The following is a 13,468-nucleotide window of genomic DNA, read 5'->3' on the forward strand; positions in this document are numbered from 1 at the left end:
AGCGAGAAGCAGTTGTAGAACTGAACAGTGCAAGCGTAGATTGTAGGGCTCTTCATGGCTATGCTTCCTTGCGGAACAGAACGTTTTGCTCTCTAAATGCTTCTGCTAGCTGTGTCAACGCTGTTGGCCCACGCTTTCACCTTGCTGTTTTTGTCTTCTAGTTCCAGTATGCCCGTACGCTCTGCTCCAGCCCGTCTTCGCTGCCTCATCGTCGACGACAACGAAATTAACCGCCTTACCCTCGAGCATTTCGTGGAAATGACTGATGCGCTGGAACTGGTAGCCTCCCTGCCCGATGCCATTCAGGCCCTGAACCTGCTGCAGAGCGGTACTGCCGTCGACTTGCTGTTTCTGGATATTGAGATGCCCCGCCTCAGTGGCTTGGACCTGGTACGGGCCCTGCCCCAGCCCCAGCCCCAGGTGATTCTGGTAACCACCCACGCCGATTTTGCCGTGGCTGCTTTCGAGCTGGCCGTAGCCGACTATCTGGTAAAGCCCGTGGACTACGCCCGCTTCAGCAAGGCCGTGGCCCGGGTGCTGGCCCAGCCGGCCACGCCGGTATTACCGGATGCCGAGCCCGCCGCTGCCGAAGGCTCGGAGCTATTCGTAAAGGTGAATAATAAGCTGGTTAAACTGGATTTCAATGATGTGCTATACATCGAAGCCATGTCGACTTACTCGGTTTTCGTCACGCCCCGCCACAAGCACATCGTCTATATTACTCTCAAGGCCCTGGAAGAGCGCCTGCCCTTCGCGCACTTCATGCGGGTACACCGCTCCTTCATCGTCAATACCAAGCGCATTGAAGCCGTGGAAGATAACCAACTGCTGGTAGGTGAGCACGAAATACCAGTAGGAAAGTCCTACCAGGACGACTTTTTCCGCAAGCTGCGCAGTTTGTAGGCACTAGTCTTCCGATTCGGTCGTCAGCTCGTCGGGCAGCTCCTGCAGCACCCGGTCGAGGCGGGTGGTGAGGTGACTGACGGCGGCGGTGCGGGTTTCCGAGCTGCCGAGGCCCTGGCGGGCCTGCTCCAGCTGTTTCACCGCCTCATCTACGCCTTCTACGCCCAGCTGCACCAGGTTGGGCTTGATGTGGTGCACCAGCTCGGCCACGTGAGTCCATTGCCCTTCGGCGGCCGCCAGCCGGATTTGCTGCACCGTATCGGGAATATTGCGCAGAAACGAGCGGATTATCTTATCGACAAAAGCCTGCTTGCCCCGGGCCAGCTCGCGCAGGCTGGCCAGGTCGTAGCTGCGCGTGCCGCCGGTGGGCGTGGCGGCAATCAGGCTCACCAGCTTCTGGTAAAGCGTATCTTCCTCAAACGGCTTGGCCAGGCAGTCATTCATACCGGCGGCCAGATACAGCTCATTATCGGCGCGGAAGGCATTGGCCGTCAGGGCCAGAATCGGGACCTGGGCGCGCAGCTGCTCGGGGTGCTGCCGGATGCGGGCCGTAGCCTCCAGGCCGTTCATGTTGGGCATCTGAATATCCATCAGCACGGCATCGTAGGCGTTTTCGGCGTGCATCTGCACGGCCACCAGGCCATCGGGAGCTTCATCTACCTCCACCTGCCACTCCTCCAGCATGAGGCGGGCCACGTCGCGGTTTATTTCGTTGTCTTCGACCAGCAACACGCGGCGGCCGGCCAACGAGCCGTTATCCACAACCTCCTCTTTACGCAGGCGCGGGGCCTCGGCTTTGGGCAGCGTGAGCGTAAAGGAAAAGGTGCTGCCCCGGCCCACTTCACTTTCTACCCGCAGCGAGCCGCCCAGCTTTTCAACCAGGGCGCGGCTGATGCTCAGGCCCAGCCCGGTGCCGCCAAACCGGCGCGTGGTATCGGCGTAGGCCTGGGTGAAGCCTTCGAAGATGCGGGCAATTTTATCGGGGGCAATACCGATACCGGTATCCGTCACGCGGAACTCGGTGGTCAGGTGGGTATCGGTTTCGCTGAGGAAGTAGCCGCCCACCGTGATGGTGCCCCGCTCAGTGAACTTGATGGCATTGGATACCAGATTGATCAGAATCTGGTTGAGGCGGAATGGGTCACCTACTACCCAGGAGTTGGGGCAGCTCTCGCGCAGGGGCGTGCCCTTAAACTCCAGGCCTTTGTCGGTGGCCAGCACCACCAGGGGCTCCACGGCCTGCCCCATGGAGTCGCACAGGTTGAAGGCGCTTTGCTCAAACTCCAGCTTGCCCGACGTGATTTTGGCCATGTCGAGCACGTCGTTGAGCACGCCCAGCAGGTGTTGCCCGGAGGAGCGGATGACGGTCAGGAGCTCCTGCTGGCGCACATCCAGGCGGGTTTTGGCCAGCTGGCCGGCCATGCCCAGCACCCCGTTCAGCGGCGTGCGAATCTCGTGGCTCATGTTGGACAGGAAGTTTTCGCGGGCCGTAGCCGCCGCCTGCGCAGCCTCGGTGGCTTTCTTCAGGTCGGTAATGTCGGTGCTGACGCCCAACACTTCCACCGTCCCGTCGGGGCGGCGCAGGGGGCGCTTGATGGTCTGGAACCAGAGCACTTCGCCCGAGGGCAGCGTGTAGGGGTCTTCCTTCTTAATTTCCTCGCCCGTGGCTAGTACGTGCGCATCGGCGGCGGTATACTCCTGCTCTTCGCGGGCAACGGGGCTGGCGGGGTCCTGGCTGGCGCGCTGCCGGTACGTCTGGAATTCGCGCAGCTGCTGCATGGCCTGGTTGGTAAACACCAGCTTGCCCTGGCTGTCGCGCACGTAGATCAGGCTGGGAGCCGTATCGAGCACCTGCTGGGTGAACTTCTGCTGGTCCAGCAGCTGCTGCTCGGCGTGTACCCGGTCGGTAATATCGAGGCCGTAGCCCAGCATAAACCGCAGCGTCTGGTCGGGGCTGACGATGGACTTGAAGTGGCGCTGGTGGCAGCGCGTGCCATCGGGGTACGGCGTGATGTCGTCCCAGCGCACCAGCTCCTGCTCCTGCTGGGCACGGTCGAACATGCGGTGGCGCTGCTCGGCCAGCGCGAGCGGGTAGCCGTAGCGCTGGCAGAACTCAGTAATGGTATGGCCCATCAGCCAGGCCCGGGACTCTTCATCGGGCACGGCGCTGGGGTTGGCGTAGAGGTAGCGCTGCTCTTCGTCGAGCACGACAACCTCCACGGGCAGCTCGTTGAGAATGGTTTCGTAGAACTGACGCTGCTCGGCCAGCTGGCCTTCCACCTGGCGCTGCTCGGTAATGGCCTGGTGCTGGGCCGTCACGTCGCGGTAGCGCAGCAGCACGTTGGTCGAGCCTGGCTCCAGGGCCTGCAGCGGTACCACGTCGCGGTCGAGCACCCGGCCGCTGGTCAGGCAGATCTGCACGCTGTGCGAAGGCTGCCCCGTGCGCACGGCCTGTTCGAATTCGTGGGCCAGCTGCTGGGTCTGGTCGCTGCAGAGCGTGATGGCCTGACTGAGCTCGGCAGCGGGGCGGTGCACCCACTGGCTGGTGGGCAGCGGCACGCCGAAGAAGCGGCAGTAGGGCTCATTCAGCAGCAGCACCCGGCCTTCCGCGCTCAGCAGCACCACGGCTTCGGTCAGGTAGTCGGCATAATAGGCCATGCGCTCATCGGCCAGCTGCCGGGCCGCCTGGGCCTGCTGCAATGCCGTTTCCAACTGCGCAATACGTTCTTGCGCCTGCGTAAACTCGGCGAGGGAAGGGGTAACGGCGGAAGAAGGAAATTCGGACATAAGAGGCACTACGACATGGGGTAACTATGCAAGAAATAGAGTATACCGACAGCAAATGGGTTTTTTGGCTGAATCGACGCCCCGGCCGTGCCAACGGCGGCCAAGACTGGTTAAACACTTTTGCGGCCCGGCCAAACGGCGGGGCTAGTACGTTGGCCGCCGGCTATATACCCGACCCGGCCCGAGCGGCAGTGCCCCGGAAAAATTCGCCGCCCGCTGTGGGAAAGCCGGGCCAGCTTCTATATTGAGGCCGCAAGCCTGTAGTATGCGTTGTCCCGTATGGAAGCTTTAGTCCCGATTATGTTTGCTTCCGTGGCCGGGGTGGGCCACGCCTTCGAACCGGATCATCTGCTGGCCGTGGGCAACATGGTGTCGCGCCGCGACAGTATCGCCCTGGCCCTGCGCGACGGTATTTACTGGGGCCTGGGCCACACCACGATGCTGGTGCTGATGGGCTCGGTTATTATTCTGAGCCGGGCCACCTTTCTGACCTCGGGCTACTTCGAGGCCGCCGTGGGCGTGCTGCTAATAGCCCTGGGCCTAAGCCGGTTGGTGGGCTGGAACAAGCCCGTGAACGTGCGGCCGGCGCGCTACCAGCACCGCCTGGCCTACACGGTGGGGCTGCTGCACGGCCTGGCGGGCAGCGGGGCGCTGGTGCTGCTGGTGATGAGCGAAATCCGGCAAGTGCTGCCCAGCATTCTGTACATGCTGGTGTTCGGGGCGGGCTCTATTCTGGGCATGTTTGTGGTGGCCGGGCTGTGCAGCATTCCGTTCACGCGGCGCATGAAAATCAACAAGCACCTGAAATTCAGCAGCATCTTTCTCTCCTCGGCGCTGTGCATCGGCTACGGGGCCTGGATGGTGGCGCAGAACGTGTAGCCGTTAGATCGTTCTTTTTCCAGCTGTCATCCTGAGCTGGCGAAGGACTTTATCCCATTTAAACGACCTGGTTCTGACGTGATAAGGTCCTTCGCCAGCTCAGGATGACAGAACCGAAAAAAACAAGTATCACTTAACAATCAGCAACCCATTCCGTGCACCTGACTCCCAAAGACCTCGACAAACTGGTGCTGCACCAGGCCGGCTTCGTGGCCCAGAAGCGCTACGCCCGCGGCCTGCTGCTGAACTACCCCGAAGCCATGGCTTTGCTGGCCACCCAGCTGCTGGAGTTTATCCGCGACGGGGAGCCGGTAGCCACGCTCATGAACAAGGGCAAGCTGCTGCTGGGGCTGCAGGACGTGATGCCCGGCGTGGCCGCCATGATCCAGGAGGTGCAGGTGGAAGGCACCTTCCCCGACGGGACCAAGCTCGTGACGGTACACCACCCCATCTGCCGCGAAACCGGTGACCCGGCCCTGGCCCTCTACGGCTCCGGCCTGACGAAAGCCCCGGTGGTAACGACGCCCGACAACCACAGCCACGATACGCCCGGCGAGTACCAACTGACCGAGGGTGAGCTGATTCTGAACGAGAACCGCAACACGGTGGAAATCGAAGTGGTGAATATGGGCGACCGGCCGGTGCAGGTGGGCTCCCACTACCCCTTCTTCGAAACCAACGCCGCCCTGCAATTTGACCGGGCCGCGGCCTACGGTTTCCGCCTCAACATTCCGGCCGGTACGGCGGTGCGCTTCGAGCCCGGCGAGCGGAAACGCGTGACGCTGGTAGCCCTGGGCGGCGAGAGAATCGTGTACGGGGGCAATGGGTGGATTGATGGGCGGCTGGGTGAGGAGAATAAGCTGAAGGCTTTGGCCAAGGCAGCAGATGCAGGTTCTGCAACCCAGCAACTGTAGCTATGAGTAATCAAGCAGCTGATAGCAACCATGTTGTCGAGCAGATAGACCAAGAAATTCGCAAACACCTTTGGCTTGACTTTCACGTGCTTTCCTACAATGGTTCAGATCTAATAATTGCTGGTGGCGAAGACTTAACCTATAACCACGAACTAGAAATCATCTTTTCAGACGTCTTCTTTGTTTCCGCCTTTTTCCAAGGTTGGCATTCCGACGCCAAAGCCCCGGTGTTTTATTTACCAGACAACTTGCGCGAGCTGAATCTGCGACACGAAATAGAGCAAGAATACACCCTGTTTGCATTCCGCACCGAAGACTACCGCAACGACGTGATTGCAGCGGCTGAGGCTGTCAGCTACAATACGGATACTGTTTTCTACTATGAACGACCGGAGCTGAAGGCCAACGAGCGAATAGCAGATTTTGTCATTCGCAACCGACAGTAACCTGTTCCTGTACTTCTCAACCTTATACATATGTCCCTACCCATCTCCCGCCGCGCCTACGCCGATATGTACGGCCCTACTACCGGCGACAAAGTCCGCCTGGGCGATACTGACTTGCTCATCCAGGTCGAGCAGGACTACACCGTGTACGGCGAGGAATGCAAGTTCGGGGGCGGTAAGGTGCTGCGCGACGGCATGGGCCAGGCCGCGGGCATCAGTCAGGCTGAGGCGCTGGATTTGGTCATTACCAACGCCCTGGTGCTCGACTACACCGGCATCTACAAGGCCGACATCGGCATCAAAAACGGGCGTATCAGCGGCATCGGCAAGTCCGGCAACCCCCACATTATGCCCGGCGTGACGCCCGGCATGACCGTGGGCGTGACCACCGAAGTAATTGCCGGCGAAGGCCAGATTCTCACCGCCGGCGGCATCGACTGCCACATTCACTTCATCAGCCCCCAGCAGATTCCCGAAGCCCTGGCCTCGGGCCTGACCACCATGATTGGCGGGGGCACGGGCCCGGCGGCCGGCACCACGGCCACTACCTGCACGCCCGGCGCCTTCTACCTGGAAATGATGCTCAAGGCCACTGAGGCGTATCCGCTCAACTTCGGCTTCCTGGGCAAGGGCAACACTTCCAAGCCCGAGGGCCTGCGTGAGCAGGTCGAGGCCGGAGCCCTGGGCTTTAAGCTGCACGAGGACTGGGGCACCACGCCCGCCGCCATCGACCAGTGCCTGACCATAGCCGAGAAATACGACGTGCAGGTCTGCATTCACACCGATACGCTCAACGAAAGCGGCTTCGTGGAAACCTCCACGGCGGCCTTCAAGGGGCGCACCATCCACGCCTACCACACCGAAGGCGCGGGCGGCGGCCACGCCCCCGACATCATCAAGATCTGCGGGGAGCCCAACGTTATTCCTTCCAGCACCAACCCCACGCGGCCCTTCACGGTGAACACCATCGACGAGCACCTCGACATGCTCATGGTCTGCCACCACCTCGACAAGAACATTCCCGAGGACGTGGCCTTTGCCGAAAGCCGTATCCGCCAGGAAACCATTGCCGCCGAAGACATCCTGCACGACATGGGTGCCCTGAGCATCATTTCCTCCGATTCGCAGGCTATGGGCCGCGTCGGTGAAGTTATTACCCGCACCTGGCAAACGGCCCACAAGATGAAGCAGCAGCGCGGCCCGTTGCCCGAAGACGCGGCCGGCTCGGCCGACAACTTCCGGGCCCGGCGCTACGTGGCCAAGTACACCATCAACCCGGCCCGGGCCCACGGCATTGCCCACGAAATCGGCTCCGTCGAAGAAGGCAAGCTGGCCGACCTGGTGCTCTGGAAACCGCAGTTTTTCGGAGTACGGGCCGAAATGATCCTCAAGGGCGGCATCATTGCCCAGAGCCAGATGGGCGACGCCAACGCCTCTATTCCCACGCCCCAGCCGTCCTTCTCCCGGCCCATGTTCGGCGCCCTGGGCTCGGCCATCGGCAAAGCGTCGATGGTATTTGTGTCGGCGGCTTCGGTAGAGCGGGTGAGAAATACCTACGGCCTGCAGAAGCAGGTGGTGGCGGTGCAGGGCTGCCGCACGGTGGCCAAAAAGGACATGGCCCTGAACGACTTTCTGCCTAACATTCAGGTCGACCCGGAAACCTACCGCGTGACCGTCGACGGCGTGCATCTGACCTGTGAGCCGGCCACAAAACTACCCTTGGCGCAGCTGTACAGCCTGTTTTAGAGCAGCGCCTCACTTTCCCGGCCGCAACTGCTTGAAGCGCAGAGTCTCCGAAAAGAGAGGGGGAGCCACTCATTATCTATTTCTGCTTTTTGAAAATTGTACGTGCTACTTCGGCTCCCCTCTCCTTTTTGGAGAGGGGTCGGAGGTGAGGTGCCCATTAGAACATCGTTCATGTCCCAATTTGCCCGCCTGCTGCACCTCATTGATTCGTCCATCCCGACGGGCTCCTTCGCCTATTCCTACGGCCTGGAAAGCAGCATTACGTTTGGGCTGGTCAAAACGCAGTCGGAGCTGCGCAACTTTCTCTACTCGCACTTGCAGCAGATTGGCAGCCTGGAACTGCCTTTTATCAGCTCCTGCTTTCAACTGGGACTAGGCCCGGAGCTACTGCCGCTGGCCCAGGAATACGAGGCGCTGCTGCTGGTGCCCGCCCTGCACAAGGCCAGCGTGGTGCAGGGCCGCACCTGGCTCAAGCTGCTCGTTTCCTTTTATCCCGAAGCCCGCTTAACCAACATCAGCGCCTGGTTTCGTCAGCACGAGTTGCCGCCGCACTTCACGCTGGTCTTTGCCCTGGCTCTACAGAAAGTGGGATTTGCCGCCGACCAGGTCCAGACCATGTACCTGCACATGCTGCTGCGCGACCAGCTCAGCGCGGCCATCCGGCTGGGGTTTCTGGGGCCGCTGGAAGGCCACCAGCTCCAGCACGATTTCTACGCCGTCTTCGAGCATATTCTGGCGTCGCAAGCGGGTAAAACCTACCAGGAAGCCACCCGCTCCGCCTTTTTGCTCGACGCGGCCCAGGTGCTGCACGAAGACATTTACTCCAAGCTGTTCCAGAATTAACCCTTGAAATTGTCTGCTATTTTCCGTCTGTCATCCTGAGCTTTGCGAAGGACCTTATCACGCGAGAAAAAGTCGTTGGTATACCTGTCGTTCGTATCCTATAAGGTCCTTCGCAAAGCTCAGGATAACAGGGTAAACAACGACAACTTACCATCTCACTACTTCACCACTTCACCCTATGGCATTTGTCGATAAGCTGGCCCTGCTGCTGCACGGGCACACGCACGAAGCCTACGAGTCGCCGGGCGACTTTGCCCAGCGCGAAACCCGCCGCCTGCCCTCCTACCGCAACTTCCGGCAGCGTGCCTTCACCGTGGGCATCGGCGGGCCGGTGGGCACGGGCAAGACGGCCCTGCTCAAGGCCCTGTGCGAAAGAATGCGCCACGAGCACGAATTGGGCGTGGTTACCAACGACATTTTTACCCGCGAAGACGCCGACTTCCTGATCCGTAACAGCGCCCTGAGCGAGGACCGGATTGTGGGCGTCGAAACCGGGGGCTGCCCCCACGCGGCCATTCGGGAGGATATTTCTCTCAACATGGACGCGCTGGAAGGCCTGATGCAGCGCTTCGACAACAACCTGGATTTCCTGTTCGTGGAAAGCGGCGGCGACAACCTGGCCGCCCACTTCAGCCGGGAGCTGGTCGACTACTCGATTTACGTAATCGACGTGTCGGGTGGCGACAAGATTCCGCGCAAGGGCGGCCCCGGCATTACCCAGTCCGATTTGCTCATCATCAACAAAATAGACCTAAAGGACCTGATAAAAGCCGATCTGGGCGTGATGGAGCGCGACTCGCGCAAGATGCGCGGCGAAGGCCCCTTCCTCTTCGCCCGCGCCATCGACGGCCACGGCCTCGACGAGATTATCAATCACATCAAAGAAGCCAAAGCCCGCGCTCTGGCCTCCGTGCGCGAAGACCGGCGGTAACTGCCCCGGAGCCAAAAACAAATGGTTTGGAGCCCGGGGGCGGTAGCGAAGTCAGAAAACACCTGCGCAGATAGCCTTTCCAGAATAAGACGCAAATCCGCAGCCCTCCCGCGGGCTAGTACTTGCGCAGCAGCGGGTTGTAGCCCAGCATGTCTTCCGCAGCCAACTCTTCCAATATCTGCTCACACAAGGGCTGCAAGGCGGCGCGGCTATGGGCGGCGGCGCGCAGCACGTACACGTCGTCCTTGGCCCGCGACACGGCCACCACGCACTGCTGGCTGCTGATCTGGAAGTGCGGGCCGGTGCCGCCGGGCATCTTTTGCTGCTCCAGCCGCGCGGCCAGGCGTTGGAACAAGCCGTCTTCGGGATTACCAACCAGATATAGGGAGAAGAAGGTCTGGTAGCCGGCGAAGTTGGCCGGCGAGGTGGCAATGTGGTGCTCGGGCTCGAAGCTGAGCTTGTCGAGCAGCACGAGCCTGTCGCCGCGATGCACGCGCAGCTCGGAGTGCAGGCTGGTGAAGGCAAACTTTTCGCCCTGATCCATGCGGCCCGAGTGAAACCAGTCGATGAGCAGCAGGGTAGCTTCGGGGTGCAAAGTCCAGTGCTGGATTTGGCGGTAGCGGCTGTCCGCCTGCAACACCACCGGGTCGGTAAACACGATGGCCAGGGCATCGGCGGCTACGGTGCCGGCTACGTGCTGCTCAGCTACCGCTCCATCCAGCGACTTGAAAATCTTGGTATTGGCCTGGGTGCTGACGAACAGCCGGGCCTCGGCTTCCACGTTTATCCGCAGCCGGATAGCGTCGCCGGCCACCATGCCGCCGCCGTAGCTGCTGAGCACCACATGGCAGGCCGCAGTGGGCGACGTAGGGTTCAGCAGCTTCAGGGGTTGCCGGTTGTGGCAGGTGATGAGCCGGCTCTGACCCCGCACCCGCGCTACCTCCACGGTGCTCCAGTCGTCCATGCTTATTTGTTCTGGGCGCCCTGCTCGATCCAGCAGCGGATGAGGTTGCGCTCCTCCTCGGTCATGTGGGTCTTGTTGTTCTGGGGCATCGTTTTGGTAACCACCACGCGCTGCATGATCTTATCCTGGAGCCGGATAATGTCCTCGGGCGTGTCGTATTTCACCCCGTTGGGCGCCGATTTGAATACGTCGTCGGTGGGGTTGGACGAGTGACACTGCACGCAGCGGCTCTGCACAATGGCATTTACCTGCACGATGCTCACGTTGGGCGTGCAGGTGGCCGCACCGCCCGCGGCCTGCTGTGGCGGAGCCGAAATGAAAGCCACGGCCAGCAGGAATACCACCGAGGCGGGCAGAACCCAGACCGTAGCCTGCTTTTTCTCACGCAGGTTCAGCCAGTGCTTCACGCCGGCTACGCCCAGGGAAATGGCGGCCAGAATCAGCCAGGGCTGGGAGTGGCCGAAGGTGCTGGGGAAGTGGTTGCTGACCATCACAAACAGCACCGGCAGAGTGAAGTAGTTGTTGTGCAGGGAGCGGGTCAGGGCGTTTTTACCCAGCGTGGGGTCGAGCGGCTGGCCCAGGGTGGCGGCCTTCACCATGGCTTTCTGGGCCGGAATGATGGTAAAGAATACGTTGCCCACCATGAGCGTACCGAGCATGGCCCCGAAGTGAATGTAGGCGGCCCGGGCGCTGAACACCTGGCAGTAAAACCAGGCAAAGCCCACGATAACCAGAAAGCCCAGCAGGGCAAACCACGTCCCCTTCTTTACCAGCGGCGACTTGCAGAGCACGTCATACACCAGCCAGGCCACCACAAACGAGCCCACCCCGATGGCCACGCCCGTCAGCGGGGCAATGGCCAGCACGCTAGGGTCGATGAGCATGGAGCCGGCGTTGAAGTAGTACACCACAAACAGCAGGCTGAAGCCCGAGAGCCAGGTGAAATAAGCCTCGTACTTAAACCAGTGCAGGTCGCGGGGAATTTCCTTGGGCGCCAGCTTATACTTTTCCAGGTAGTAGAAGCCCCCGCCGTGCACGGCCCAGAGGTTGCCGGCCAGCTCGTCGCGCACGTTGTCGGTGCGGTTCAGGGCGTTTTCCAGGAACACGAAGTAGAACGAGGCCCCAATCCAGGCAATGCCGAAGGTGATGTGCATCAGGCGCACCACAATGTTGAGCCATTCCATCAGGTGGCCCTCCCAGGGCGTGCCTTTGATCAGAATGTAGAACACGGCCAGCACGTAAATAACCGTCAGCAGGATAAGAAGATAGGAGAAGCCTTGCATAGTCAGGCCATTTTCCCCTAGCTTACCACCCCTTTTGTCGACTTTGGCGAAGCGCTGCAATGCGTACGTAGCTCCCAGCAGCAGCACGAGGCCCAGCAGGAAAGCGGAAAACAGTAAAACGTGAGTCATGCAATCAGAAAGCCGGACCTCATTGCGAGGCCCGTGGGAAAGTGGGAGAAATAGGACTTTTCGGGCCGGCATTCCGCTTTCCGACAAAACACCAGCTTCAGCAGCGCGCTAAAGCCGTTTTTTAGTCATTGGGCGCCGCCGGAAACACCCGTGCTGCGCGGGGAAAGTCGAAGAAAACTGGCTTGGAAAAGCCACCAATTTAAACAGAAAGTAAGTTGCGTATGCCAGAGGTAGCCATAAAAAGCCAGCGCGTGGTATTGCCCACCGGGGAGCAGCCCGCCCAGGTGCTCATTGCCGACGGCCGCATTGCCGAGATTCTGCCTTTCGACGCGGCCGTAGGCTGCCCCGTCATCGACGTGCAGAACCACGCTGTGCTGCCCGGCCTTGTCGATCCGCACGTGCACATCAACGAGCCGGGCCGCACCGAGTGGGAAGGCTTTAACACGGCGACCCGCGCCGCCCTGGCTGGCGGCCTGACCACGCTGGTCGACATGCCTCTGAACTCGGCCCCGGTCACGACATCGGTAGCCAACTTCGAGTTGAAGCTGGCCGCCACGCAAGGGCAGCTGCACACCAACGTGGGTTTCTGGGGCGGCATCGTGCCCGGCAACGCGGCCGAGGTGGAAGGTCTGATTGCCCGCGGCGTGCTGGGCTTCAAGGCCTTTCTGACCCATTCGGGCATCGACGATTTCCCTAACGCCACCGAGGCCGATTTGCGCCAGGTAATGCCCGTGCTGGCCCGCCACGGCTTGCCCCTGCTGGTCCACTGCGAGCTGACCACCGACGACGCGGAGTGGAAGCAGCGCGACAAACGCTCCTACCCGAACTACCTGGCCTCGCGCCCGACCAAGTGGGAAGACGACGCGGTGGATCTGATGATCCGGCTGTGCGAGGAGTTCAACTGCCCCGTGCACATCGTGCACCTGTCGTCGGCCGATTCGCTGGGGGCCGTAGCCGTAGCCAAGATGAAGGGCCTGCCCCTGACGGTGGAAACCGGCCAGCACTACCTGTTTTTCAACGCCGAGGATATTGCCGACGGGCAGACCCAGTTTAAGTGCGCCCCGCCAATTCGGGAAAAGGCCAATAACGACCAGCTCTGGGAAGCCTTACAGCAGGGCATCATCGACTTCGTGGCCACCGACCACTCCCCCGCCCCGCCCGACCTCAAGCAGATTGACACCGGCGACTTCACCACGGCCTGGGGCGGCATTGCCTCCCTGCAGCTGGCTTTGCCGGTGCTCTGGACGGCCGCCCAGGCCCGCGGCGCCAGCCTGAGTGACCTGGCCCACTGGCTGAGCTCCAACCCGGCCAAGCTCATCGGCCAAAGCCACCGCAAAGGCCAGATTGCCCCGGGCTTTGACGCCGACCTGCTGGTGCTGGACCCCGAACAGACGTTTACCGTCACTCCGGAACTGCTGCAGCACAAGCACAAAGTGTCGCCCTACGTGGGGCGGCAGCTGCGCGGCGTGGTCGAGCAGACGTTTCTGGCCGGGCAGTTGGTGTATGAGCGACCGGAGTTTCTGGCGCTGAACCAGGGCCAGCTGTTGACTGATAGAACGATGTAGAGATGCAACCTCGCGTCTGGTCGTAGAACGACTTGGCACCGCGCCCTACAAACACCGTCAGCAACGATTGAGACGCAA

11 protein-coding genes are annotated in these 13,468 nt (G+C 61.1%); 8 read left to right on the top strand and 3 right to left on the bottom strand.

Annotated features, from left to right (window positions below):
* The first annotated feature begins 168 nt into the window (after positions 1-168).
* Positions 169-903: a LytR/AlgR family response regulator transcription factor gene (locus LGH70_RS00155; protein ID WP_226181548.1), complete on the top strand. Its 735-nt coding sequence runs from the start codon at positions 169-171 to the stop codon at positions 901-903.
* A 3-nt stretch (positions 904-906) separates the two neighbouring features.
* Here the strand turns inward: LGH70_RS00155 and LGH70_RS00160 are convergent, their stop codons facing one another.
* Positions 907-3,690, bottom strand: coding sequence for an ATP-binding protein (locus LGH70_RS00160; RefSeq protein WP_226181550.1), 2,784 nt, complete (start codon positions 3,688-3,690; stop codon positions 907-909).
* Between the two features lie 279 nt (positions 3,691-3,969).
* On the opposite strand from LGH70_RS00160, the gene LGH70_RS00165 reads away from it, so the two are divergent.
* From LGH70_RS00165 to ureG, 6 genes are all read left to right on the top strand, one after another.
* Positions 3,970-4,569, top strand: a complete 600-nt coding sequence (locus LGH70_RS00165) for an urease accessory protein (RefSeq protein ID WP_226181552.1) — start codon at positions 3,970-3,972, stop codon at positions 4,567-4,569.
* A gap of 155 nt (positions 4,570-4,724) precedes the next feature.
* On the top strand, positions 4,725-5,483 hold the full coding sequence (locus LGH70_RS00170) for an urease subunit beta (protein ID WP_226181554.1): 759 nt from the start codon (positions 4,725-4,727) through the stop codon (positions 5,481-5,483).
* 2 nt (positions 5,484-5,485) lie between these two features.
* Positions 5,486-5,929 (top strand): hypothetical protein, encoded by a 444-nt coding sequence (locus LGH70_RS00175; RefSeq protein WP_226181556.1) that lies wholly within the window; start codon positions 5,486-5,488, stop codon positions 5,927-5,929.
* A 30-nt stretch (positions 5,930-5,959) separates the two neighbouring features.
* A complete protein-coding gene (gene ureC / locus LGH70_RS00180; protein WP_226181558.1) occupies positions 5,960-7,675 on the top strand; it encodes an urease subunit alpha in 1,716 nt (571 codons plus the stop codon).
* A gap of 171 nt (positions 7,676-7,846) precedes the next feature.
* Positions 7,847-8,518: an urease accessory protein UreF gene (locus LGH70_RS00185; protein ID WP_226181560.1), complete on the top strand. Its 672-nt coding sequence runs from the start codon at positions 7,847-7,849 to the stop codon at positions 8,516-8,518.
* A gap of 178 nt (positions 8,519-8,696) precedes the next feature.
* Positions 8,697-9,449, top strand: coding sequence for an urease accessory protein UreG (gene ureG / locus LGH70_RS00190; RefSeq protein ID WP_226181561.1), 753 nt, complete (start codon positions 8,697-8,699; stop codon positions 9,447-9,449).
* A 115-nt stretch (positions 9,450-9,564) separates the two neighbouring features.
* Here ureG and LGH70_RS00195 read toward each other — a convergent pair whose 3' ends face one another.
* Both LGH70_RS00195 and LGH70_RS00200 read right to left on the bottom strand, forming a co-directional pair.
* Entirely contained in the window at positions 9,565-10,413 is an 849-nt protein-coding gene (locus tag LGH70_RS00195) for an urease accessory protein UreD (protein ID WP_226181562.1), read from the bottom strand.
* A 2-nt stretch (positions 10,414-10,415) separates the two neighbouring features.
* Positions 10,416-11,825: a urate hydroxylase PuuD gene (locus tag LGH70_RS00200; RefSeq protein WP_226181563.1), complete on the bottom strand. Its 1,410-nt coding sequence runs from the start codon at positions 11,823-11,825 to the stop codon at positions 10,416-10,418.
* A 221-nt stretch (positions 11,826-12,046) separates the two neighbouring features.
* On the opposite strand from LGH70_RS00200, the gene allB reads away from it, so the two are divergent.
* The gene (gene allB / locus LGH70_RS00205; protein ID WP_226181564.1) at positions 12,047-13,390 is read left to right on the top strand and encodes an allantoinase AllB; all 1,344 of its coding nucleotides are present in this window, start codon (positions 12,047-12,049) and stop codon (positions 13,388-13,390) included.
* Positions 13,391-13,468 lie beyond the last annotated feature (78 nt).

It is taken from the genome of Hymenobacter nitidus, from assembly GCF_020447315.1.
Classification (GTDB): domain Bacteria; phylum Bacteroidota; class Bacteroidia; order Cytophagales; family Hymenobacteraceae; genus Hymenobacter; species Hymenobacter nitidus.